Origin of the sequence: Laspinema olomoucense D3b (assembly GCF_025370785.1) — a bacterium.
Taxonomy (GTDB): domain Bacteria; phylum Cyanobacteriota; class Cyanobacteriia; order Cyanobacteriales; family Laspinemataceae; genus Laspinema; species Laspinema olomoucense.
Genome location: NZ_JAMXFA010000035.1, coordinates 1 through 24,615 on the forward strand (window position 1 = coordinate 1; position 24,615 = coordinate 24,615).

The following is a 24,615-nucleotide window of genomic DNA, read 5'->3' on the forward strand; positions in this document are numbered from 1 at the left end:
CTGTAACAAGCCAAATCACTGAGGAGCCGAATGAGGTGAAAGTCTCATGTTCGGTTCTGGAGGAGAGGTAGAGATGGCGACATTTCTATCGACTCTAATGATTCGTGCTTGAATATTATCCGGCACATCGCCATCCAACTGCTGCACAATCTCATCCAGTATGTAGCAATACAAGTTCACAATATCGGTACTTTCATAACGCACCGTTGGACGCGGCAAATCCATCGCATCAATATAAATTACATCCTTGTCTAAATAAATAGCGCGATCTAAGTATTTATGAATTTGAGAATAATCAATTTCTTCACTACGCCGGATTTTTTTTTGGATAGAGTTGATTGCTAGGTCATCGTAGGCTTCCAATACCCGCTCAATCATCTTAATCTTGCTGTACAGTACACAATCTTCGCCATCTTCCGTTTGCATACTGATACCGCCACCAGAAAGGGTGGTCTGATCTTGGTCCTGCTGGAACTCAGGATTATTTTTCTCAAAGCGTTTTGTTCCTATATTGTCACGCTCGAACTTGCGAAAAGTACGATACATCTTGAAAAAGAAATCTCGCACGGCGTCAAAATCCCCATCCGGAAAATTCTCAAAGCCGTTGGGCAAGCAAAACTCATAGCCATCCCCTGATGCTGATTTACGGATGCCAACAAAATTGTCCCTGGGGTTCTCCTTTATTTTGGCCAACTTCAAACTGGCAAAGTCAAGCATAGAACTGTACAAAAAAACAACTAATTTTTCCAAATAATAGAATTAAGGTTTCGTTCGCCATTCACGCCATTCACCTGCATTAATTTTTGTGATAAACTTATTATGCAATTTAGTGAAATCGCCGAAGGTGACGAGATCATTTCTTTCTACGTCCAGAAGTCTTACCAACGGTTGCTTGTCACGATTAAAAACGCTGTCCCATAGAAAGAACATGAGTTTATTTTGGATATTTTCGGCAGTTACGGGCGGTTTTATGAAGTAATAGCCTATCTGCTTGTCTTCAATTCCGCGAATTGAGTCATGTTGTTTTTTAATAAATTCGTTAATATTTTTAATCAGTGTTTCCCACTGCGTCTCATCCAATTCTCCATAATCAGCATCCGGAGGGTGAGTTTTATCCCAGTTTACAAATTCCCAATTCCAACGGCGCTTAAAGGCGCTATCCATAAAATAAATTGAATTGTCAGATGTATTCATCGTGCCTATAATGGATAGGTTAGGAGGAATCCTAATACAGCTACCAATTATCTTGTCATTTTTGATTGCAATACAAAGTTTGGAAAAGATGTCTTGATGTTTTTCTAGGGTTTTGGCATGACCTTTTCCTTCATACTTATAGGTAGGCAAATCACCCTCGGTTCCACTGTGGTTAAAGCCTATTAGACTAACAATTGAGCGTAGTTCCAAATCAGACAGATTGATTCCATAGTCTGACCAGCCCTTTTCATTTCGATCTAAGAGTTGAAATACTGTACCAAAAATAGCAGAAGAATTACCTCTATTTATTTCATCAATCACTAAAGCTACGTTTTTAACTTCTTCTCCGTCTTGGGTAGAAAGAATATTTTTGTATGCTTGTGCAAGGGCTTTTAAAAAATGACCTTCATAAAACTTATATTCTACTCTTCTGTCTAATGTAGTAAGAGGCACCAGTTTTCCCATAAAGTCACTGTAGGTGTACTCTGGGTGAAAAACAGTTTTAATCACATTTTCTGGGTTTATAGACTCATCGATTCCTAAATAAACAGGAATAATTTCACGCTTGATTCTGTAACTTTTCCCAGTTCCGGGACTACCAAAGAGGATTTTCTGAATGGGCGATTTCATGATATTGAAAGTAACCAACCTGACTTTAGCGATAGAGCAACACCGTGCAGCCCCCCCTTTGACAGATGACTCCTTGGTTAGGGTCTGTCTCCAAAGGGGACGGTAATGGCGAGGCAGTTTAGGTAAATTAGGACAATTTGTATTTTACCAGACTCGCTTGGTTTAGTTGCAAAAATTTACAATTTGTTCAGACAAATTTTGCCACCAACCAACAACTCTCATAGAAACCCGGTTTCTGATTCGGGGTAAGGGGCTAGAAACCGGGTTTCTGCGGAGATTTGGGTTAATTGGCAGAAATTTGGTCAAGAAACCCGGTTTCTGACTCTGGGTAGGGGGTTAGAAACCGGGTTTGTGCCGATATTTTGGCTAAGTGGCAGAAATTTGGTCAAGAAACCCGGTTGCTGACTCTGGGTGGGGGAGAAGAAACCGGGTTTGTGTCTAGCCAGAAAAAAAGACCAGCAAGAATTTTTGCTGGTCGTCATAAAAAAATACCCTTTGCGTTGTCGTTTCTTTTCGAGGAAATCCTAACTGCGCGTTCCCAACCTTGAGACCGGCGATTGATTTTTAAATCTTTTCCTCAAGGCGTATTGTAACAGAAGACACGATCGCTTCCTTCCGTATTTTTCCCTAGAGGTCAGTAAATTTTATTGAATTTTCTGACTTCAATAATCAAACATTAAGTCGGCGGGGTAAAATGCTGAGGACAGCCCCAGAGGATACGCTCATGCTTATAAATGACCATGCCGGGTTTAGCCCCCTTGGGTTTATAAACATTTTTCGGTTCCGTGTACACCACCGGGACTTGCTCACTGTGACGGGCGCGACTATAGTAAGCGGTTAAATCCGCTGCAAATTGTAAATCCGCTTCATCGGCAACGGCACCTGGGGGTAGGCGCAATAACCCATGACTTCCGGCAATCTCCTGGGTGTGGAACCACAAGTCATAATCCGTCGCTACCCGAAAACTCAACACATCATTCTGGCGATTATTCCGCCCGATCAGCAGTTCAAACCCACTGGGAGAGACAAAGCGGTAAAACTCTGGGGTGGATTCCTGGGTTTGACGCTTGTAGTCGGGGTCGGTGAGATATCCCTGCTGGATGAACTCTTCGCGAATTTCAGCTAATGCTTGTAAATCTGCCGGTTCCCGGTAGTCGTCGATTTGAGCAATGGCGACTTCAATCTGTTCTAAGTAGTCGATTTCCTGGCGAACAGCGGCGAGTAAGGGTTCTACTGCACCCCGCGCCCGTTTTAGTTTTTGGTGGCGTTTGTAGAGGGATTGAGCATTTTGCACGGCATTTTTTTCTAAATCCAGGGGAATGGTGACGGGTTCGCCAGTCTCAAAGTCGGGCAGGGCGATCGCCTTCATCCCCGGTTGCCACTCCTGCAAGTTCGCCATCAATAAATCGGCTTTTGCCCGATAGTCATCCGCTTCGGAAGATTCTTGCAAGCGGTTTTCAAATCCCTGCGCTTTGACTCGCAATTTATTCAGGAGATTGGAAAGTTTTTGACTCAGTTGATGGCGCAGTTGCTTAAAGTCAAACCCATTGAGTTCATCGGTATAGTACCGATTTAATAAGTCTTGGACTGATTTGAAATCCGGGGGTTCTGGATTGTGGTTCCAGTTGATAACTTGATATCCAGTTTCTGTCCAATGGGGATAGATGGCGGATAAATCGCCGGTTTGACAGGTTTGGAGAAAGTTTAGCCACTGTTGCCAGCAGGCAAAGAGGTGGTTCCAATCGTCTGGGGTCAAACTGTGGGTAGATTGTTCAAAGTCGAGTCCCGCAGAGGCGATCGCCGCTTTCACCAAATGAGAACTCAGACCCTGATAACTTTTGAGCATTTGCCGTCCCAAGGCATCAGGAATTAGGGCAATCCGTTCTTGCCAGCGAGATTGCGGTTCACTGAGGTTGGGGATCGGGTCCGTTAGGCTGGGGGGCAAGGCGTAGGGCGCGCCGGTGAGGATGGGGCGGATACTGGACTGCTTTTCACTCACCTGATGGGCAGCAGTGACGATTTGATTATCGGCATTAGCGAGGATAGCGTTACTGCGTTTGCCCATGATTTCGATATATAGATGCCACAGCACCGGGTCTCCCGGACGTTGGGCAAATTGGAGGTCCAGGGCGCGTTCCCAGGGGGAGACGGGGGCGATCGCCACAAATGCCAAACCCCCCAGTTGATGGCGCAATTGGTCACTAAAGGTAAAGGTATCCGGTTTGCGCGGGGGTGGGTCACTCAGATGCAACCTTGCCGCAGTGGGATGCCAGGAAACCGCCAACCATCCGCGCCCGGTGAGGGTTCGCAGGGCTAAAAAAATGGTATGGCGATCGCGCTGATAAACCTGTTCGAGTCGCGCCGGTAACCAAGTGGTTCGCAACTCGCAATAGGCGGCGATCAGGGTAGTCAAGTCAACAGGTTGCATCGCTAATGGTCCAAAATACCCGTAAATTTACAATCCCAGTTATCAAATTCTCAAAAAGCACCCCACACCTCTCAAAAATCCATGAATTGCCTTGCCGAGTGCAGCGGATTGTCGAGTTTGCCCAAATTTTGTAGATACTATGGAAATTAGAGCGCGATCGGGGTCAACTCTACAAAGAGCCTGAAATCGGTCACGACTCTGGGTGGCGATCGCAATTCGGCTACTTCCAGGGAGGGTGGCACAGAATACTAATTTTGCCCCTATTCAGGGTATCATTCCCTGCTCCTGAATTCCGATGGCCGCTTGTTGTCTCTTGAAAACAGCTATCCTATCCCCCAAGCTGAAAAACTTGCCTGCTGAGGTTTACAGCATTTTTAGCAAAAATCCTCCCCGCAACCGGGGGACCGGAGGAGGTTCCCGGACCCAAAATCTCCTCAGATCTCATTTTTAGGGTTCAAAAGGGTTCAAACTGCTTTGAGAAGAAAAAACGTTTTATATCCCGAGGATGCTCCTATTTATGGATATTCAGCTCATTAATATCGGGTTTGGTAATATCATTTGTGCTAATCGAGTGATTGCCATTGTCAGTCCCGAATCTGCCCCCATCAAGCGCATTGTCACGGAGGCGCGGGAGGGGAATCGGCTAATTGATGCGACTTACGGACGGCGGACAAGGGCAGTGATTATTATGGATTCCAGCCATGTGATTCTTTCGTCAATTCAGCCGGAGACGGTTGCCAATCGGTTCGTTTCCAGTAAAGATAGTTAAGCCAATCTAGGAAAAGCTTGACTGGGTTTTCCTAGGGGTCGGCGTTCAAGTTATCTAACGTTCCGGCGGCCTCTTTTGGGAGGAGTTAGCAATTTTTGGGTCTAGGAAGGGATTATCTAAGTGATGCAGATGGGTCAATTAATTGTGTTTACGGGTCCGAGTGGTGTGGGGAAAGGAACGTTGCTGCGATCGCTGTTGGCACGTCATCCAGAACTAGAGTTGTCGATTTCAGTAACAACTCGTGCACCTCGCGAGGGAGAAATTGAGGGGCGGCATTATTATTTTGTGAACCAGGAGCAATTTCAAGGGTTAATTGCGACGGGTCAACTGTTGGAATGGGCAGAGTTTGCGGGAAATTATTATGGGACTCCCCGAACCCCGGTGGAAGAGATGATCGCCGAGGGGAAATTAGTGGTTTTGGAAATTGAGTTAGAAGGGGCGAGGCAAGTTCGGGAAACCTTTCCCGGGGCGCTGCAATTGTTTATTTTACCGCCATCCCCGGAGGAGTTGGAACGGCGGATTCGGGTTCGGGGGCAGGATTCTGAGGAGGCGATCGCCCGTCGTCTCCACCGTGCTCAAGTCGAAATTGCTGCTGCCGATGAGTTTGATATTGCCATTGTCAATGATGATTTTGACCGGGCATTAGAGGCGATCGAAACGGCTTTATTTGCCGCAGTTTCCTAAGTGTTTCAAACGGCTACCAAATTCAGTTGTCTCAACTCGTTTTTTTCTATGACGCCGCGCAGGCGGGCTTTGTCTGTAGAGCCAGACCCTTGAGGGTGCGGGTTTTTATAAACAAAAAGCGATCGCCTCTCTCTAATCCCATAGAATAGAGAGAGGCGATCGCTTTTTGTTTAATCAATCCCAACAGTTCTGGCTTGATCTATCTTTAGTCACTCTTAAAAGGGAGGAACTAAGGCATCAGGATAGATTTTGTTGGCGACAATCAAGAGAGTGGCTGTTAGAGACAGCCATACGATTAAGACAACTGGCCCGAGCGACAGATACTTAACAAAAGAATCCATGAACGCTTCTCCTAAATTGAACAAGGGTTAATATTGAGATTTTAGATCTTAGCTGGGCTAAAATCTAAAATCACTTTCAACTGAACTTTCCTAACGGGGTGAGACAGTAATCTCATTATTTTTGGCCGTTAATTTACCCGTGGTAAATTCGCCTAAAGCAGCCAAAGGCCAAACGGCACTACCTAAAGAACATTTGATTGCCAAAGGAATGTCAATGATAATTTCTTTTTCTTCAGGACTGCCACTGCCACGAACGGCAATCAGGTAGGAACGCCCTGCCCAGCCAATCCATCCGGCAATATAGAGAAACAGCAAGCTAGGAATTCCAAACTCATTAACGTGAGCCAAGTTGCCATCCACAATCAAATGAGGATAGCCTTCAGGTCCACAGAGCAAGCTGGAATATTTATCAAAGCGAGCTTTTGCGCCTGGATTTTTAGCAATAGAATTCTTAGCCTTTTGAACGAATGCCGGATTATCACTGCAAGGAGTGAGGTTTTGGTATAAGTCAGCAGATGCAGCAGGGGCAAAGCTGAACCAAAGGCAAATCGTCAGAACCAACGCGAACAATCGTCCCATAGAATTGTTTCCTTTTGTTACGAAACATCAAGATTGTTAACAAAACCGGAGGCTGCTTTGTTACTCGATCTAGTTTATCGATCTGTGCGTTCTTTTGCTCAGGCTCTGGGAGAAAGAGGGTTGAAGTCATTCTCCCCCGGACATGAGGGCAACACCGAGGATAAAACGCGATCGCGTAAGAGCAGGTGAGTTCTGGGAACTTCCAGAAAATCATACTCTGCTAAGACAACCTCGTAAAGATTAAGCTAGGCAATAGTTAACCCAATATTCCAAAAATTACCAGCCAATGGCAACCGTTTTAGCAATTGAAACAAGTTGTGACGAAACTGCGGTAGCAATTGTAAAGAATCGTGAAGTGAGCAGTAATGTGGTTTCGTCGCAAATTGCAGTGCATCAGCAGTATGGCGGCGTAGTTCCAGAAGTGGCGTCGCGATCGCATTTAGAAGTCATTGATGGGGCGATCGCCCAAGCTTTAGCGGAAGCCGAACTCAGTTGGGCCGACATTGATGGTATCGCCGCCACCTGCACCCCCGGTCTCGTCGGTGCTCTCTTAGTCGGCCTCACCGCTGGCAAAACCCTCGCTATGCTGCATCAAAAACCCTTTCTAGGCATCCATCACTTGGAAGGACATCTCTATGCCTCCTACCTCACCGAACCCACCCTAGAACCCCCCTTTATTTGCCTGTTAGTCTCCGGGGGTCACACCAGCTTAATTGATGTCCAAGCGGGGGGCCTTTATGAAACCCTGGGACAAACCCGGGATGATGCTGCCGGGGAAGCCTTTGACAAAGTAGCGCGATTATTAAAGCTGGGTTATCCCGGAGGGCCAATCATCGATCGCCTTGCCAAATCTGGGAACCCCAAAGCGTTTAAGCTACCCGAGGGCAAAATTGGACTGCCTGAAGGGGGGTATCATCCTTATGACACCAGTTTTAGTGGGTTAAAAACCGCCGTTCTGCGGTTGGTGGAGAAACTCAAAGCCACTGGGGAAGAACTCCCAGTCAACGATATTGCTGCCAGTTTTCAGGATACAGTGGCTAGAGCCTTAAGCAAACGGGCCGTTGCCTGCGCCCGCGATCGCCATCGGGATACCATCGTCGTCGGGGGTGGAGTCGCGGCGAATAGCGCCCTGCGAGAACACCTGCTGGCGGATGCTGCCCCTCATAACTTGCGCGTCCTCTTTCCGCCCTTGAAATACTGCACCGATAACGCCGCAATGATTGCCTGTGCAGCAGCCGATCGCCTGAACCGAGGCGATCGCAGCCCCCTGACCCTAGGCGCTCAATCCCGCATGGCCCTAACTGATGCCCACCAACTGTATTTATAGTAGGGCTGCTTCATTCTAAAATTTTCCTGCTCCCATAAGCTTTACAGCCCAAAGGGTTTCGGCCTGATTTGTTTAGTTTAAACGAAGGACCACCCCGCCCCTGCGGGGCACCCCTCCAAGGGAGGGGAATAAGCCTGTATCCTCTGCCAGATAAAAGGATTGAACAATCCCCAAATTAATTGGATCCTTGAGAATCAAACAGTCCTACTCCATAACAGGGAAATAAGCCCCAAAATTCCCCTCCTGTGGAGGGGTGCCCCTTCGGGGCGGGGTGGTCAATTCTAAGGACTGCTCCGGTATTTATCTATGGGCCCTACTCTAAGGATTGAACAATCCCCAAATTAATTGGATCCTTGAGAATCAAACAGTCCTACTCCATAACCGGGAAATAAGCCCCAAAATTCCCCTCCACAGGAGGGGTGCACCTTCGGGGCGGGGTGGTCAATTCTAAGGACTGCTCCGGTATTTATCTATGCGGCCTACTCTGGAGAATGAAACAGCCCTACCTGTATTTATAGGGGCAATAACCGGACCCTAACCATGATTGCCCAGAATCTGGAGAATTTCAGCCGCCACCACCTCCGGTTGCTCCACCATCGATAAATGGCCGCAGTCCGGAATTTCAATCACATTCATGCCTTCTTGTTCAAACAGGGCATGAAAACTGGCCAAATGCCGAACATACTTCGGTTCCATCACCTTGTCCTTCGTCCCCGTGATGAAATAAACCGGCTGGGTGAGTTGGGAAACCAGTTGAGGAAGCTGGTGGACCTCGACTTCCGTCGTGGAATCGAGCAAAGCCCCGATCGCCGCTTCTGGGTGAGCCATCACAAAATCCAGGAGTCTTTGCCTTGCCCAGTGGCGCGGGAGAGGACTAGCGACACTATCGCGAGTAAATAACCAATCAATGCCCGGGAGATGGCACAGCCAACGGGGCCGCATTTTCACAAAGACCTGTCCCGCAGCGCGGAAGCGTTCAAATTCTTCTTTTATATAAATGCCGCCGCCGGAATTGACGCAGAGCGCCCCTTTCACCTTAGAGGGGAGTTGAGAAGCGCCCCACAGGGCGATACTGCCCCCGAGGGAGTGACCAATTAGCCATGCGGTGGAGATATTGAGTTTGTCCAGCAAGACTTCCAAATCTCGGGCATAGGCGCTAGGAGTGTAGCCTGCGTGAATCTGAGGCGTTGGGGGGGGAGAGGGTTGAGAGTCCCCAAATCCGCGCAAGTCATAAGAGAGGCATTGATAATCGGGCGAGAGGCGATCGATTAGGGGCTGCCAATAGCGGCGGCTGAGGAGCCAACCGTGGATAAAAACCAGAACATGGGGACAGGGGCGAGGATCTGTGAGTTCATAAGCGTGAGGAACCCCGAGGATGTCAATCGTTTCCATGTTGTTATCAAGAGCGAAGAATCGTCTGAATACAATCACTTAGGCGATCGCGGACGAGGGAGAAGCCAGCGATCGACACAGCCGGTCCAAGGGGACCACCAGAGTACCGGGAGGAGAATAGAGCCTCCTGTTTTATCAAAAATCGAACCCTTGGGTTTTCAGGCTCAAGGTTTGGGTGGACTTGGGGATGGCTAGGGCCAAAGTGCCGATTAAAAGCGCCTCCCGAGCAATCGCTGCCGCACGCCTTCAGCAATCTTTTGTCCGAGATATTCGGGAATCAGACTTTCATTGGGTCCCAGTAAATACAGAATTAGGCGGGTTCGTCCCCGCCAAACCAGTAAATTCGCATTAACGACCAGCAAATCCTCTTGCCAGATGGCGTACATCACTTTATAGAACAATCCAGGCTGGTTATCGGCTTCAATTAGAAGGGCTGGAAGATGGAAAACCGGATCGACGTAAAACTCGGTTTCCACGTCCTCTAAACCAGCATCCAGATTGAATTCGACCGCCAGCATCTCTTCCACTTCAAAGTGACCCGCCAGGGCTTCACGAACAGCCCGACAGACATTTTCTGCGGTCTTATCTGTGAGTGCTTTACCCCCCCGAGATACCACCAACTTGATAAAGACCAACATCGGTGGATAAATTTGGCCGTAAAGACTCAGACTGTGGATCGTGAGTCCGTAGGCAGCCAGAACCCCAAAAATGTCACTCAGCAAAAAAGATTGATTGCGGTAGGCAAAATGCAGAGCACTTTTGGTCCCTTCGGGTCTCAGTTCAATGACTGCTTGTTTAGTTCGGTAAAGCTGGTAGGCGAGCTTGAGGTTTTGGAGCTGAATTTCACTGCTGACAAATTGTTCGTAGAACTGCGGAAACGCTCGGTTAAAGCGCTTGAGCAGATCCATCGTGGATGATTTTAAACCCGGTGCCATATTGGGGTGTGGGAGAACTCGCGGTTCTCCTGTCAAAAACACAAAGGAAGACAGCAGCCCGGGGTCCTTTACGAGAGAACAATGATCTGATGGCGAAAGCTATTAAAGTTTCGTCCTGTTTAACCCGGGCTGGAACTGTCATACCCTGCGATCCGAGCCACTGCACGACTCGCAACGATATGCTCTTTTCGCATCTCCCCAACCCAAGGGGGGCCTTTTGACAAGTTCAAGCCGAGGCTAATCTCGGGGGACGGGTTGAGCCTCGGCTAATCTGCTGGACAAAGGGGGTGTACCCGGTCTCGTCAGCTCCCGATCGCAATAGGGGGCTAACTTAAGACAGGGGTGCATCAACTGGGTTGAGGTAGATTGCTATATTAATCCTATGCCATCATGGGGGACACTGCGCCGATCGCCACGGGGGATTGCGATTCTCTCGGGCTTTTGGCTAAAACTTTGGTCCATCAATCCCTCGGACTCCCAGGGATTTGAGTCTAGCCATTCCCCGGATGGAAGGGTTAGCATCTTCCTGGGGACTGGCGTAAGTCGCGACTTGCCACTGTACAATCATAAACGGGTACGCCATTCCGGTACACCGTCAGGCAGCAGTTTACCCTTTGTTTAACCTGGCGATCGCCCCAATTGGGTCGATCTCTTGGCATCATCAGCTTATCCTCGGTGGGGGATAGCGCTTGTCCACCCCGTTCTCCTACCTTAACCAAACCTTCATGGGTTTTTGGAAAAATTTATTTAGCGGTTCTGATACGTCTTCTGCGCCGATCGGGGCGCAAATCGAGGGATATCAATCTGCCGGGACTAGCGATCGCCCCGGCACCAACCCTCGTGTCTATTTCAGTACAGATCGAGATATCGACCTTTATGAACTAGAAGAGCTCTGTGATGCAGTCGGCTGGTCTCGTCGCCCCCTGCGTAAGGTCAAAAAAGCAATTCAATACAGTTTTCTCGTAGTCTCTATGTGGGAAATGCGGGGAAAAACCCGTCGCTTGATCGGCTTTTCCCGCGCCACCTCAGATCATGCCTTTAATGCCACCATCTGGGATGTGGTGGTCCATCCCGAATACCAAGGCAAAGGGTTCGGCAAGTCCCTGATGAATTACACCATCAAGCGTCTGCGAAGTGAAGATATTAGCAATATCACCCTATTTGCTGACCCTCATGTTGTCGAGTTCTATCGAACCTTGGGATTTATGTCCGATCCCGAGGGCATTAAAGGAATGTTTTGGTATCCCAATCGTTAGAAAGTCCCACCTAGGCCGCCGTTCGAGTATTTGATCCGTAGATGAACGCCCTAGATTTTCCGAATGGGAATTTTTGCCGATTCACCCGGGAAATATTCAGGGTGAAAACGGGTTTCACCTCCTTTTGCGTCAGGGCAACAGGCATCCTTACTAGAAAGTGGAAAAGCTGTAGGGATTTGTACGATCGCTTTTACCGTTTGGTACTAGAATGCAACAGCTAGAGCGATCAAGACCGCTCAAGATCTCTATATTTGGAGTGGAGTAAGGTGATGGGTGAATTAGAAAGTGTGCGGGTTGGCATTGTTGGGGCATCAGGATATGGTGGTGTCCAACTCGTTCGACTGATTAGAGATCATCCCCAACTGGATTTAGTGTACTTAGGTGGCGATAGCAGTGCAGGTAAACCCTTCTCGGATCTGTATCCTCATCTTTCTCATGCCACTGACCTGATCATTGAGTCAGTGGATGTTGACACGATCGCCGATCGCTGTCAAGTGGTTTTTCTCTCCTTGCCCAATGGCTTAGCCTACCAAATGGCCCCCCGGTTACTGGAAAAAGGCTGCAAGGTTCTCGACCTCTCCGCCGACTATCGATTTAGTAATTTAGAAACCTATAAAAATTGGTACGGTGGCGATCGCGCTGATGCCGAAACCGCTGCGGTGGCTGTCTATGGCTTGCCGGAATTATATCGCGATCGCATCAAGGATGCCCAACTCGTCGGCTGTCCCGGTTGCTATCCTACCGCCAGCATTCTCGCCTTGGCCCCCCTGCTCAAACAAGGTATGATTGTCCCCAATAGCGCCATCATTGACGCCAAATCGGGCATTTCCGGTGCCGGACGTCAAGCCAAAACCAATCTCCTCCTCGCCGAAGCGGATAACTCCGTCGCCGCTTATGGGGTGGCGCGTCATCGCCATACCCCAGAAATTGAGTCCATTGGTAGCGATCTCGCCGGACAGGATATCCTTGTCCAATTCACCCCCCACCTGATGCCGATGGTCCGGGGAATTCTATCCACCGTCTACGCCACCTTGCGGGATCCAGGTCTAGTCCGGGAAGATTTGGTCACCATTTACACGGCATTTTATCGTAATAGTCCTTGGGTCCGGGTCCTCCCGGCGGGAGTCTATCCTCAAACCAAGTGGGCGATGAATAGTAATATGTGTTACCTCGGGGTGGAAATTGACCCCCGGACCGATCGCGCGATCGTGATTTCCGCCATTGATAACCTCCTCAAAGGTCAAGCCGGTCAAGCCATCCAATGTCTCAACATTATGATGGGTTGGGATGAAACCCTCGGATTGCCCGAACTCGGTTTCTATCCCTAGGAATTAAGGCAAAAGGGCTAATGGGACTCTTTCCCGGTTAGTCCTTTTCCCTCCAATTCGGGCTTCTCGTCCTAGATATCCAATGGCATCTGTGGTGTTGGAAAACTCCCGTCCCACGAAAGAACTTGGGGTCATAGCGAGGATGCCACTCCCATCTAACTTCTCCTGAATGCGACCCATGCAGCGATGGTGCAATCCAGTTGTCGTTGGGAACGTTGCCCAAACCTCATATTCTGCAACCTCCAAATTAGGGATTTTTTCCAGATAAAATCCTTGGGGGCATTCTTGGCGGTTGATGGAAATAGGAGTGCCTTTTAATCGCGTTTCGTCGAGGATGGCATCTTCTTCGCCCCTCTTTTCTCCTAGATTTCGCAATAGCTTGATATGCTGACAGGGCGGTTTCTGACCTAACTCATCGGGTTGAGTACATTTGAATGCCAGACAACTACACCAATCTAAGTTAACCCGGTACTGTTTACCCGTTTCCAAGTTGGTGCAAATTACGCGATCGCCTTCATATTTGAGATGATATCCCTTAAACTTGGCCCGGGCAATAAATGTGGCCCATCGCCTTCCCGTTGCTTTCGAGACATACAGCGCCCAAGGGCATTTGTTTCCCAGCATCATTCGCACGTTGACGATCGCGCTGGCAACATCTTCCAGTACGCAGGCGACTACATTGATTAAATCGTCGTAAGTTTCGACCTCAAGAATGCAGGCAGTCATGGTATAATTCCGTTTAGATTATTTTTTGGAATTACCGGGTTGTCAGCCCGGTTTTTTTTAGTTTCGTTAAACCATAAATCTATATTAGAGGCCGTTTAATAGATTGTCAAGAGGGGTCAAACCCCCGATTTCATCCCCGAGGGAAACGAGTAGCAATGAACGAGAAAAAAGAATTGCATCCCAATTCTCTAAAAAATTTGACCTACCATGAGGGTCGTCCGCAAAAATGGGGAGAAAAGAAGAAAACCCGGAAGCTCACCGTCACAGAAACGGGTTGGGAAGGGGTAGTGGCGATCGCCCAAGAGCAAGGTCATAGCGTCAGCGAGCTCTTAGAAATGCTAGGCCGAGGTCAACTGTCTTTGCAAGTCAAAGATATCCAGCAATAAAAGGCAATTTAAAAAAATAAACGGGAGTGACAAACCCCCGTTTCATTCCTCAATTTAAAACAATCAAACTGCTGGCAATAGTACCAACAAACCCCTGAGTTTAAAAACTTAGGGATTTGTTGTTTGAAGCATTACTTAGAACCTTTTGGTCCTAATCCCACAGTTCCGGCATACACCGCTCGATCGCCTAACTCATCCTCAATGCGTAACAAGCGATTGTACTTTGCTACCCGTTCACTCCGGCAGAGAGAACCCGTTTTAATTTGACCGGCCCTTGTTGCCACAGCTAAATCGGCGATCGTGGTATCTTCCGTTTCCCCGGAACGGTGGGAAATCATTGACCGGAAACCATTGCGGGTTGCCATATCAATCGTCTCCAAGGTTTCCGTTAATGTACCAATTTGATTAAGCTTAATCAAAATCGCATTTCCGGCACCCATATCAATCCCTTGCTTAAGACGAACGTGATTCGTCACAAACAAATCATCTCCGACTAATTGGACGCGATCGCCTAACTTTTGGGTCAACAATTTCCAGTTTTCCCAATCATCCTCATGCAATCCATCCTCAATGGAAACAATCGGATATTCGTCTACTAACTTCGCCAAATAATCGATTAACTCGCTCGGTTCATGAGCCGTTCCCTCATAAACATACTTACCATCTTTGTAGAACTCACTAGCGGCAACATCCATTGCCAGGGAAACTTCTTCACCGGGTTTGAATCCGGCCTTTTTAATCGCCAACATCAAGATTTCTAAAGCCGCTTGATTCGACTCTAAATTAGGCGCAAATCCGCCTTCATCACCAACCCCAGTCAGCAATCCCTTCTCATCCAGAACACTGCTGAGAGAGGCAAATACTTCTGCACCCCAGCGCAGGGCTTCCTTAAACGAAGAGGCCCCCGACGGCACAATCATAAATTCCTGAAAATCCACATTATTGGCGGCATGAGCACCGCCATTAATCACATTCATCAAAGGCACCGGCAACAAATTCGCCAGAGGGCCGCCCAGATAGCGATAGAGAGGAATTTGGAGGGCATTTGCGCCCGCCTTAGCCGTTGCTAGGGAAACGCCAAGAATGGCATTCGCGCCCAAATTTGACTTATTGGGGGAACCATCTAACTTAATCATGGCATAGTCGATCGCCCCTTGATCTAGGGCATCCATTTCCACCAAACTGGGAGCGATTTTATTTTCAACATTCTCAACCGCTTTCGCAACCCCTTTGCCACCGTAGCGTTTCTTGTCTCCATCCCGGAGCTCGTGGGCCTCAAAACTGCCCGTCGAGGCTCCACTTGGGACCTGGGCCAAACCCATTGCACCATTGGCTAAATAGACTTCCGCTTCCACTGTGGGACGTCCCCGAGAGTCGAGGATTTCTCTGGCGCGAATCACTTCAATTGCTGTACTGTCAATTCCGTTCATTCTTCAGTTTCCCCTGAAATTTCAGATATTCTTGGGCTGAACCTCGGTGAGTTTTTGAGTTGTACCTCACCGTCAAACCCGAAAAAGCAAATCATTGCCTCAACGTTTTACGATACAGCCAACTTCGGGGTTCAGGCACAGATTTAATAAAGTTTCCCGATCCGGATCCGAGGCAGTCGTCTCACCTGCGCTAAGTCAGCAAACCCTTACCCCCCGAGAATAGCAACTCGTTTCGGACCGGAACTCAACGGCCCTTTACAATAAGAGTAAAGTCAGGAAACTTGGAGAAAGCATGAGAATTTTACACACGATGTTGCGAGTCGGCAACCTGGAAAAATCCCTCGATTTTTACTGCAACGTTCTCAACATGAAGCTATTGCGGCAAAAAGACTATCCCGAGGGAAAGTTCACCTTGGCATTCGTGGGGTATCGCGACGAATCGGAAGAAGCGGCGATCGAACTGACTTATAACTGGGATACGGACCACTATGATATCGGGACGGGGTATGGTCATATTGCCCTAGGAGTGGATGACATTTACGCCACTTGCGATCGCATTAAAGCAAAAGGGGGCAAAGTCACCCGCGAACCGGGTCCGATGAAACACGGTTCCACGGTGATTGCCTTCGTTGAAGACCCGAATGGTTATAAAATCGAACTAATTCAAACCAAACCTGCTTAATCCACAATTTCAGTTTTTCTCTTAAGTTCAACGTCACGACTGATAGTCGTAACGTTGAACAGCGGAATCTTCCCCATTCCTCCTTCCCCAGAACGGTGACCGGAGCGAAAAACTCCGATAAGATACCATAGCTATAGAGTCCGGATGCGACTTGCAGCCGGTTAACCCTTGAAATCAAGACGACCTTTGGAGGCCAACAGCACTTAAAAGATGCAGCCTACTGACGCCAGCAAATTTACAGACCGCGCTTGGGAAGGGATTGTCAAGTCCCAAGATGTCGCCCGTCGCTACAAACATCAGCAATTAGAAGTCGAACATTTAGCGATCGCCCTTTTAGAACAACCGGAAGGACTCGCCCAGCGGATCCTCTCTAAAGCCGGAATCCTGCCAGAGAAACTCTTACAACAAATTAGTACCTTTGCCTCGCGCCAAGCTAAAGTCGGCAATACCAGCCAACTTTACCTCGGTCGCGGGTTAGATCAGTTATTAGATAAAGCCGAAACCGCAAGGCAAAATCTCGAAGACCAATTTATCTCTATCGAGCATATTTTACTGGCCTTTGCCGAGGACGATCGCCTCGGACGCCGCGCCCTGAAAGCCTCTACGGTGGACGCCCGCACCCCGTTTGAGCAACAACAACTGGATTTAGCCATTAAAGAAATTCGGGGAAGTGCCAAAGTCAAGGACCAAAGTCCTGAAACCGAATATCAAGCCTTAGAACGCTATGGCCGGGACCTCACGGAACAGGCCAAACAAGGCAAACTGGACCCGGTAATTGGCCGAGATGAGGAAATTCGCCGGGTGATTCAGGTCCTCTCGCGCCGGACCAAGAATAATCCCGTGTTAATCGGAGAACCCGGGGTGGGTAAAACCGCCATTGCCGAGGCCCTGGCCCAACGGATTGTCAATGGCGATGTCCCCGAATCCCTGAAAAATCGGCAACTGATTTCCCTGGATATGGGCAGTCTGATTGCTGGGGCCAAGTTCCGAGGAGAATTTGAGGCCCGACTCCGCGCAGTCCTGCGGGAAGTCATGCAATCCGATGGTCAAATTGTCCTGTTTATTGATGAATTGCATACCGTGGTCGGAACGGGTGCAGGGCAAGGGACAATGGATGCGGGAAATCTGCTCAAACCCATGTTAGCCCGGGGTGAATTGCGCTGTATCGGGGCGAGTACCCTGGATGAATATCGCAAATATATCGAAAAAGATGCCGCTTTAGAAAGGCGCTTCCAGCAGGTGATGGTGGATCAACCCACGGTGGATGACACCATTTCTATTTTGCGGGGGTTGAAGGAACGTTATGAGGTGCATCATGGGGTAAAAATCCTGGATGCAGCATTGGTGGCAGCAGCAAGTTTGTCGAATCGGTATATCAGCGATCGCTTCCTTCCCGATAAGGCGATCGACCTCGTAGATGAAGCAGCAGCCAAGCTGAAAATGGAGATTACCTCCAAACCCACAGAATTAGAAGCAGCCGATCGCCGGTTGATGCAGTTAGAAATGGAAAAACTCTCCCTGGAAGGGGAAGGCGCCGGGGTGGTGGGAACCAGTGCCTATCGCGCTTCTCAGGAACGGTTAAGCCGGATTACCCAGGAGATGGCCACCCTGACGGCGAAACAGCAGAAACTCAGCCATCAATGGCAGATGGAGAAGGATTTGCTCAATGCTATTAATGCGCTCAAGGAGCAGGAAGATGGGTTGCGGGTGGAGATTGAAAAGGCCGAACGCAACTATGATTTGAACAAGGCGGCGCAGTTGAAATATGGCAAGTTGGAGGTGTTACAGCGCGATCGCGAAGCCAAGGAAGCGGAACTGCTGAAGTTGCAAGCCAGTGGCTCTACTTTACTGCGAGAACAAGTCACCGAAGCCGATATTGCCGAAATTGTTGCCAAATGGACGGGGATTCCGATTAACCGCCTATTGGAATCGGAACGGCAAAAACTGCTGCAAATGGAATCATTCCTCCATCAGCGCGTGATAGGACAACAAGAAGCGGTTTCGGCGGTTGCAGCAGCCATTCGGCGCGCTAGGGCCGGGATGAAGGACCCCGGACGCCCGATCGGGTCGTTCCTGTTTATGGGACCGACTGGGGTGGGTAAAACCGAACTGGCGAGGGCGTTGTCTCAGGTGCTATTTGACACCGAGGAGTCCCTGGTGCGCCTGGATATGTCCGAGTATATGGAAAAACACTCGGTTTCTCGCTTAGTGGGTGCGCCTCCGGGATATGTCGGCTATGACGAAGGGGGCCAACTCTCAGAAGTGGTGCGCCGCAATCCTTATTCGGTGGTGTTGTTGGATGAGGTGGAAAAGGCTCATCCCGATGTGTTTAATATTTTGTTGCAAGTGCTCGATGATGGTCGAATCACTGACTCCCAAGGGCGGTTGGTGGATTTTAGAAATACGGTCATCGTGATGACAAGCAATATCGGCAGTGACCATATTTTGGATTTGGCGGGGGATGATACTCGCTATGAGGAAATGCGGAAACGGGTGATGATGGCCCTGCGGAAGCATTTTCGTCCGGAGTTTCTGAACCGGGTGGATGAGATTATTTTGTTCCATGCTTTGACGCGATCGCAATTGAGCGAAATTGTCAAGATTCAAGTTAAGCGCTTGGATAAGCTGTTGGCGGAACAAAAAATTTCGCTCAATCTCATGGATGAGGCGCTGGATTATGTGACCGAAGTTGGGTATGATCCAGTTTATGGGGCGAGACCCCTCAAGCGGGCCATTCAACGGGAGTTGGAAAACCCGATCGCGACTCTGTTATTAGAAGGGAAATTTGTGGCGGGGGATACGATTTACATTGACCGAGGGCCGACAAAATTAGTATTTGATACTAAACCGCCGGTTCCGAGGAAAGAAGAACCTGTGATCCCGGTATCGGAACCCCCAGAACCGAGTGAAGAATCAGTAGTAGAAGTCAAGACGGAACCCCTGCTGAGTCGATTTGTTGATGAGGCGATCGATGTTAAAGGGGAGAGGATTCCATAAAGAGAGCAGAGAAACCGTAGCATGATCTAGCGCAAGGGGAGTATCAAAAGATGGGGATCGATTTAACAGTTGTCATTTGTACTTATAACGGGGAAAAGCGTTTTCCGGAAGTGTTAGAAGCACTTAGGGGCCAAATTAACACCGAAGACTTTTCGTGGGAAATTCTCGTGGTTGATAATAACAGCACCGACAATACTCCCCAAATTCTGCAAGACTATCAAGCCAAATGGGATGCGATCGCCCCCTTACGCTATTGTCGGGAACTAGAGCAGGGGGCTGCTCACGCTCGTAAACGGGCTGTTAAAGAGGTTAAAAGTCCCTTAATTGGGTTTCTGGATGATGACACTATTCCAGCCTCAAATTGGGTATCGGCTGCTTATCAATTTGCCCAAGAGCATCCTCAAGCCGGTGCTGTTGGCAGTTACATTCAGGGGGAATTTGAAATAGAACCGCCCCCCAATTTTAAGCGCCTGAAGCCCTTTTTAGCGATTACCCAACGAGGGTCAAAACCATTACTTTATCGTCGGGATAAAAATTTGTTGCCGCCTTCAGCAGGATTGTTAGTCCGCACTCAAGCATGGCAGGAAAGCGTTCCGGAACACTGCATTCTCAGTGGACGAACTCCTGGGAGTATGCTGACCGGAGAAGATTTAGAGGCCCTGGCTTATATTAAAAAAAAGTGGGAAATTTGGTATAATCCGACGATGCAACTTACCCATAAAATCCCCCGGGGGCGCTTGGAAATGGAGTATTTAATTCCGTTTTTTAGGGGGATTGGGTTGAGTCGATATGTGACCCGGATGGTCGGAGTGCAACCGATATTGAGGCCAGTTTTTATCGGCGCTTACTTCGCCAACGACTTACGGAAACTGATTCGGCACGTTCTGAAATATGGGATTCCAGCTAATGATGCGATCGCCGCTTGCGAACGGGAGTTATTGCTAGGTAGTTTGAACAGCTTTTTTTATCTGTGGCGTTACGGGTATTTGAAGCCCGCTACCAAGATAACCCCAGTAAAGTGAGTTGCCTAAAAACGGGGCAGTAGCTATCAATAAATAATAAACTTTTTTACAAAGGTCACCCCTTTGTTAACCGGATTTATGGGGATTTTACCGACATGAATAAGCGCTTATACAACTTAACTGTAGCCATCCCCACCTATAACGGAGCGCCTCGCTTACCCAAAGTTTTAGAAGCCCTCCGCCATCAAATCAATCCCGAAAAATTAGCGTGGGAAATTATCATAATTGATAATAATAGCAGCGACGAAACGGCTCAAGTGATTAAAGACTATCAATCCAACTGGGCAGAAGATTTTCCCCTAGAATACTACTTTGAAGGACAACAAGGACTGGCCTTTGCCAGAGAACGAGCCATCCAAGAAGCCCAGGGGACTTATGTGGCTTTTTTAGATGATGATAACATCCCCGCCCCAGACTGGATAGCTGCTGCTTATCAATTTGGTATTAACTATCCTCAAGCTGGAGCATTCAGCGGTCAAATTCATGGAGAATTTGAAGTACAACCCCCGGAAAACTTTAAACAGATTGCACCATTTTTAGCGATTCGCCAACATGGTTCTAAACCATTCCTTTTTGACCCCGATAACTTAAGACTGCCTCCTGGTGCCGGATTAGTGGTTCGTAAACAAGCGTGGCGTGAAGCAGTACCCAAGACGCCTAAAGTGGTGGGAAATCAGGGAGATGCATTAGCACGCGGAGACGATTATGCACCGTTGCTGTATTTGCACAAAGCCGGATGGGAAATTTGGTACAATCCAGCGATGCATATCAATCATCAAATTCCGCATTGGCGACTGGAACGAGACTATTTGTTATCCTTAGCGCGCGCCTGTGGTTTAGCCACTTGTCAGCTACGGATGATTAATGCGACTACAAGGGAAAAACCCGGGATTTGGGTGAAGACAATTTTTGGGAATTGGCGCCGCATAGTACAGCACCGCATTAAATATGGCGACAGGCTCAAAAGTGAGCTAATTCCGGCCTTTCAAATGGAGTTTTATCGGGGAAGTTTAATGAGTTCCTTTTATTGGCTGAACAAGCTTAAATGGGGTCAAGCCGGGGCTGTGGACAAAGCAGAGGGAAAATAAAATGCCCACCATTTCAGTGATTATTCCCGCCTATAATGCTGAAAAGACGATTCAGGAGACGATTGAATCGGTTTTAAATCAAACTTTTCAGGATTTTGAGTTGATTATCATTAATGATGGATCGACTGATAAAACCGGGGAGATTATTTCTGGCTTTACCGATGCCAGAATTCAAGTGTTTACTGTGTTTAATTCTGGCGCTCCAAGAAGTAGAAACATCGGCTTTGCCAAATCTTCCGCCAAGTATATTGCTTTTTTAGATGCTGATGATTTATGGATAGCTAATAAATTAGAATTGCAATACAAAGCCCTCCAACAAAATCCTGAAGCCGCAGTAGCTTATAGCTGGACGGATTATATTGATGAATCCAGTCATTTTTTATACGCAGGTTTCCATAAAAGCCCGGAGGGTGATATTTATCCACTTTTATTGGTAAAAAATTATTTAGAAAATGGCTCTAATCCTTTAATTGCTCGGCAAGCTTTATCGGAAATTGGTGGATTCGATGAATCCCTAAGCGGTGGTCAGGATTGGGATTTATATTTGCGTCTAGCTGCCCGGTATAAATTTGTGGCTGTACCTCAAGTTCAAATATTGTATCGTCTCTCGCCTAATTCGATGTCTAGTAATATTTTACAACAAGAATCAGCTTGTTTGCTTGTACTTTCCAAAGCTTTTTCAAATGCCCCCATTTCTTTACAGCCTATCAAAAAGCAGAGCCTCTCCCACCTGTATTTTTATTTGATGTTGAAGGCCCTACAAAAGCCTTTGACAAGGCAAAAAGGGATGATCGCAGCGAGATATTTTAGGGTGGCTATTTACTACGATCCAGGTTTGCTGAAGCGGCGATCGCGCCTGATGTCAATTCTCTTTGTAAAAATTGCTGCTACTCTTGTTTTATCTCCTCAAACAGCAAAAATATTCCTGAATCGAGTAAAACATCTTTGGCCCGATCAAACTTGATAGGATAAACCCTTGGGTGATAAGACCTATCCATTGTTGTACTCTAAGGGTTTAAAATTTATAGCATCCAATTTACTGAAAATGCTGGGGGAACCTAAAACGGACAGTCCCGAACATAAGATGTTAGGTTTGTCAGGGTTTTAAAATATTCTCTACTCTCTTATTTTACCTACGGAATGTAGGCTATAAGTGCGAGCATTTTGCTCAGACTCCTATTAAAATCAAGCATTTTGCTCGAACGGATCATAAGATCTGTACCCCATGACTTTGGGCATTACTAATATTTAGAGTAAAATTAGGAGCGAATGGGTCGAGGGGTGAAATGCTCGGTTAGGGCTTCTGCCCAGGGACGGTCCTCGTCAATAGGAATGTTCGACTGGACTAGAGGGCCGATCGCCCCTGATGTCCCTCGAATTTTAGAAGATTATCCTGGTAATGGTTTAACCTCCTAGTATTTCAACCCGGGCTGAAATGAGGTATATTATTATCATCAAAACTCAAAACTCTCGGATTTCAAATTTCAACCCCTAGCCTGATTTATGATTTTAGCAAAACCGACTAAGGTGGTCCTTAAAAATCGGCTGAGGGTCTCGATGGCGGGCCGACCAAAGGCCCCCAGGTGACCCTATGAGCTGATCTGCGGGGCAAGCTGGCATCCCCTACACAAAATTGCTATAGGAAATGACCAGGCGGAGCCGATTGTTACCTCGGAGATGGCCCGAAAATAATCCCCCCGAACCCACTTAAAACTTTACTCCCTTAACGAGCAATTATCATGGCCGCAAACTATTTAACCAAAACTCGAGTAATTAGCTACTACAACCAAAAAAGGCTCATCCAGGCTTTAGGTAAATCGGTTCATAAAGTTTTGGAAGTGGGAATTTTTAATTCTTTATTATCGGAATTTTTGGTAAGAGAAGGCTATGAAGTAATTCGGGCCGATTTTGACCCGGGCTTGAATCCGGATATTATCTTAGACCTTAAAAGTGATTTTGAAATTGCTCACAATACATTTGATGTGATCGTGCTGTTTCAAGTTTTGGAACATATCCCCTATGAGGATTTTGAAGCTGCTATCAAAAAAATCGCCCAAGCTACCAAGAAATTTGTCGTCATTTCCCTCCCCTATAATACGGCCTATTTGACCCTACAAGTTCAATTTTTCTTGTATCAGTATCAGCGTCCCCGGAGTGTGCTATTCCAAATTCCTAAATTTTGGAGCAATCAGCCCTTTACCCCCGATGAACATTGCTGGGAAATGGGATTAAAAGGCTATCCTAAAAAACGGATTATTGCCTCCCTAGAAAATGCCGGTCTTCAACTCAAACGGGAATATCAAGACCCTCTAGAGCCGTATCACTACTTTTTTGTCCTAGAAAAGCTAGAAAAGAAATAGAAAAAGGGAGTGAATACTCCCCGTTGTTTACAGAGTCGTTATGTTTTATCCTAAATGGGTTGAGAAATGGCTGAAACTGCTCGCCGGTAAGGGGATGAGTGTGATGGTTCTAACTAATACCTTTCTCGCCAGCTTTTCCCTACCGGGCAGAACCGCATCTATCCAACTGTTTATCTTAGCGGGACAATCCAATATGGTGGGATATCGGTCCAATTTGGACGATTTACCCCCCTATTTACAGGAGCCTCTGTCGCAAGTGTTATGGTACGATCGCCAAAATGAATGGGTAACCCTGCAAGCCCCAACCGAACCCTTACCTTTTAGTCAGGGGGTTGCGAATTCCCAAGGATTTGGCCCAGAAATTACCCTAGCGGCCACGATTTCCAGGCATCTAAAACAACCCATCGCTTTGGTCAAATATGCCCAAAATGGCACGAATTTAGAGACTCAGTGGAATCCTAAACTGGAAGATTCTCTGTATCATCAAATGCTTGACCGAGTGCAACAGGCGATCGCCGAACTCTCCCGTCTGGGTTACTCAGTAGAAATTGCGGGATTTTTTTGGATGCAGGGAGAATCCGACGCCAAAAGCGATCGCTATATGGCCTCCAATTATGCCCAAAACTTCACCCATTTTATCGCCCGACTTCGGCAAGATTTAAACCAACCCGAACTCCCCGTCATTTATGGTTTAATTCCTATTGTCAACCAGCAATCTACTACGCCCTTTGGTACTTTTGAGTATGGGGATATCGTTCGTCAGGCTCAATTTCAAGTCTCCCAATCCGTTGCGCACACGCGACTTGTAGAAACCCTCTATTTTTCTCGTGATGCCGATAATCTGCACTTCCATTCCCTCGGACTGATGAGCTTAGGTCATCATTTTGCCCTGCAATGGGTGCAGATGAAATGCGGTTTTTGCTGTTTTCTCTATCCTTCCTTAGACTGGACAAAACCCTCTCCTGCTTTGTTTTTTGAACCGTTAAATCTTACAGGCAGGCAGTGTTTGGATTCAGGGGAAATTCATCCCAATTCACCGATTACAGCACCTTGGTAATCAA

The 24,615-nt window shown here is 47.6% G+C and carries 24 protein-coding genes; 13 read left to right on the forward strand and 11 right to left on the reverse strand.

The window, feature by feature from the left end; all coding sequences use genetic code 11:
• Positions 1 to 15 precede the first annotated feature (15 nt).
• From NG792_RS21545 to NG792_RS21555, 3 genes are all read right to left on the reverse strand, one after another.
• On the reverse strand, positions 16 to 717 hold the full coding sequence (locus NG792_RS21545; protein WP_261236745.1) for a hypothetical protein: 702 nt from the start codon (positions 715 to 717) through the stop codon (positions 16 to 18).
• Positions 718 to 759: 42 nt separating this feature from the next.
• On the reverse strand, positions 760 to 1,824 hold the full coding sequence (locus tag NG792_RS21550) for an McrB family protein (RefSeq protein ID WP_261236746.1): 1,065 nt from the start codon (positions 1,822 to 1,824) through the stop codon (positions 760 to 762).
• Positions 1,825 to 2,500: 676 nt separating this feature from the next.
• Positions 2,501 to 4,252, reverse strand: coding sequence for an Rqc2 family fibronectin-binding protein (locus NG792_RS21555; protein ID WP_261198443.1), 1,752 nt, complete (start codon positions 4,250 to 4,252; stop codon positions 2,501 to 2,503).
• 517 nt (positions 4,253 to 4,769) lie between these two features.
• Between NG792_RS21555 and remA the strand changes: the two genes are divergently transcribed.
• Positions 4,770 to 5,021, forward strand: coding sequence for an extracellular matrix/biofilm regulator RemA (gene remA, locus NG792_RS21560; RefSeq protein ID WP_261198444.1), 252 nt, complete (start codon positions 4,770 to 4,772; stop codon positions 5,019 to 5,021).
• Between the two features lie 123 nt (positions 5,022 to 5,144).
• On the forward strand, positions 5,145 to 5,705 hold the full coding sequence (gene gmk, locus NG792_RS21565) for a guanylate kinase (RefSeq protein ID WP_261236779.1): 561 nt from the start codon (positions 5,145 to 5,147) through the stop codon (positions 5,703 to 5,705).
• 46 nt (positions 5,706 to 5,751) lie between these two features.
• On the opposite strand, the gene NG792_RS21570 is transcribed toward gmk, so the two are convergent.
• The 3 genes from NG792_RS21570 to NG792_RS21580 form a co-directional block, all read right to left on the reverse strand.
• Entirely contained in the window at positions 5,752 to 5,889 is a 138-nt protein-coding gene (locus NG792_RS21570; protein ID WP_261236747.1) for a hypothetical protein, read from the reverse strand.
• A 31-nt stretch (positions 5,890 to 5,920) separates the two neighbouring features.
• Positions 5,921 to 6,046, reverse strand: a complete 126-nt coding sequence (locus tag NG792_RS21575) for a Photosystem I reaction center subunit IX (RefSeq protein ID WP_261198446.1) — start codon at positions 6,044 to 6,046, stop codon at positions 5,921 to 5,923.
• Positions 6,047 to 6,136: 90 nt separating this feature from the next.
• Entirely contained in the window at positions 6,137 to 6,625 is a 489-nt protein-coding gene (locus NG792_RS21580) for a Photosystem I reaction center subunit III (RefSeq protein ID WP_261198447.1), read from the reverse strand.
• Between the two features lie 286 nt (positions 6,626 to 6,911).
• On the opposite strand from NG792_RS21580, the gene tsaD reads away from it, so the two are divergent.
• Complete coding sequence (gene tsaD / locus NG792_RS21585) at positions 6,912 to 7,952, forward strand: tRNA (adenosine(37)-N6)-threonylcarbamoyltransferase complex transferase subunit TsaD (protein WP_261198448.1); 1,041 nt, start codon at positions 6,912 to 6,914, stop codon at positions 7,950 to 7,952.
• A 534-nt stretch (positions 7,953 to 8,486) separates the two neighbouring features.
• On the opposite strand, the gene NG792_RS21590 is transcribed toward tsaD, so the two are convergent.
• The 3 genes from NG792_RS21590 to NG792_RS21600 form a co-directional block, all read right to left on the reverse strand.
• Positions 8,487 to 9,344: an alpha/beta fold hydrolase gene (locus NG792_RS21590; protein WP_261236748.1), complete on the reverse strand. Its 858-nt coding sequence runs from the start codon at positions 9,342 to 9,344 to the stop codon at positions 8,487 to 8,489.
• Between the two features lie 209 nt (positions 9,345 to 9,553).
• Positions 9,554 to 10,279, reverse strand: a complete 726-nt coding sequence (locus NG792_RS21595; protein WP_261198450.1) for an ACT domain-containing protein — start codon at positions 10,277 to 10,279, stop codon at positions 9,554 to 9,556.
• A 515-nt stretch (positions 10,280 to 10,794) separates the two neighbouring features.
• Positions 10,795 to 10,941, reverse strand: a complete 147-nt coding sequence (locus NG792_RS21600; RefSeq protein WP_261198451.1) for a hypothetical protein — start codon at positions 10,939 to 10,941, stop codon at positions 10,795 to 10,797.
• A 63-nt stretch (positions 10,942 to 11,004) separates the two neighbouring features.
• Between NG792_RS21600 and NG792_RS21605 the strand changes: the two genes are divergently transcribed.
• Together NG792_RS21605 and argC are read left to right on the forward strand one after the other, a co-directional pair.
• A complete protein-coding gene (locus tag NG792_RS21605; RefSeq protein ID WP_254565972.1) occupies positions 11,005 to 11,535 on the forward strand; it encodes a GNAT family N-acetyltransferase in 531 nt (176 codons plus the stop codon).
• A 269-nt stretch (positions 11,536 to 11,804) separates the two neighbouring features.
• Entirely contained in the window at positions 11,805 to 12,863 is a 1,059-nt protein-coding gene (argC, locus tag NG792_RS21610; protein ID WP_261198452.1) for an N-acetyl-gamma-glutamyl-phosphate reductase, read from the forward strand.
• 3 nt (positions 12,864 to 12,866) lie between these two features.
• On the opposite strand, the gene NG792_RS21615 is transcribed toward argC, so the two are convergent.
• Positions 12,867 to 13,589, reverse strand: a complete 723-nt coding sequence (locus NG792_RS21615; protein ID WP_261236749.1) for a hypothetical protein — start codon at positions 13,587 to 13,589, stop codon at positions 12,867 to 12,869.
• A 155-nt stretch (positions 13,590 to 13,744) separates the two neighbouring features.
• Between NG792_RS21615 and NG792_RS21620 the strand changes: the two genes are divergently transcribed.
• Positions 13,745 to 13,975, forward strand: a complete 231-nt coding sequence (locus NG792_RS21620) for a hypothetical protein (protein WP_254568870.1) — start codon at positions 13,745 to 13,747, stop codon at positions 13,973 to 13,975.
• A 131-nt stretch (positions 13,976 to 14,106) separates the two neighbouring features.
• On the opposite strand, the gene eno is transcribed toward NG792_RS21620, so the two are convergent.
• Positions 14,107 to 15,405 (reverse strand): phosphopyruvate hydratase, encoded by a 1,299-nt coding sequence (gene eno / locus NG792_RS21625; RefSeq protein WP_261236750.1) that lies wholly within the window; start codon positions 15,403 to 15,405, stop codon positions 14,107 to 14,109.
• A 292-nt stretch (positions 15,406 to 15,697) separates the two neighbouring features.
• Between eno and gloA the strand changes: the two genes are divergently transcribed.
• The 7 genes from gloA to NG792_RS21660 all read left to right on the forward strand — a co-directional run bounded on the left by gloA (position 15,698) and on the right by NG792_RS21660 (position 24,611).
• On the forward strand, positions 15,698 to 16,087 hold the full coding sequence (gene gloA / locus NG792_RS21630; protein WP_261236751.1) for a lactoylglutathione lyase: 390 nt from the start codon (positions 15,698 to 15,700) through the stop codon (positions 16,085 to 16,087).
• 210 nt (positions 16,088 to 16,297) lie between these two features.
• Positions 16,298 to 19,084 (forward strand): ATP-dependent chaperone ClpB, encoded by a 2,787-nt coding sequence (clpB, locus tag NG792_RS21635; protein WP_261236752.1) that lies wholly within the window; start codon positions 16,298 to 16,300, stop codon positions 19,082 to 19,084.
• A gap of 50 nt (positions 19,085 to 19,134) precedes the next feature.
• On the forward strand, positions 19,135 to 20,106 hold the full coding sequence (gene hpsE / locus NG792_RS21640) for a hormogonium polysaccharide biosynthesis glycosyltransferase HpsE (RefSeq protein WP_261198458.1): 972 nt from the start codon (positions 19,135 to 19,137) through the stop codon (positions 20,104 to 20,106).
• Positions 20,107 to 20,201: 95 nt separating this feature from the next.
• Complete coding sequence (hpsE, locus tag NG792_RS21645) at positions 20,202 to 21,194, forward strand: hormogonium polysaccharide biosynthesis glycosyltransferase HpsE (RefSeq protein WP_261198459.1); 993 nt, start codon at positions 20,202 to 20,204, stop codon at positions 21,192 to 21,194.
• Between the two features lies 1 nt (position 21,195).
• Positions 21,196 to 22,158, forward strand: a complete 963-nt coding sequence (locus NG792_RS21650; protein ID WP_261198460.1) for a glycosyltransferase — start codon at positions 21,196 to 21,198, stop codon at positions 22,156 to 22,158.
• A gap of 775 nt (positions 22,159 to 22,933) precedes the next feature.
• Complete coding sequence (locus tag NG792_RS21655) at positions 22,934 to 23,554, forward strand: class I SAM-dependent methyltransferase (RefSeq protein ID WP_261236753.1); 621 nt, start codon at positions 22,934 to 22,936, stop codon at positions 23,552 to 23,554.
• A 40-nt stretch (positions 23,555 to 23,594) separates the two neighbouring features.
• Positions 23,595 to 24,611 (forward strand): sialate O-acetylesterase, encoded by a 1,017-nt coding sequence (locus NG792_RS21660; RefSeq protein ID WP_261236754.1) that lies wholly within the window; start codon positions 23,595 to 23,597, stop codon positions 24,609 to 24,611.
• The last annotated feature ends 4 nt before the right edge of the window (positions 24,612 to 24,615 follow it).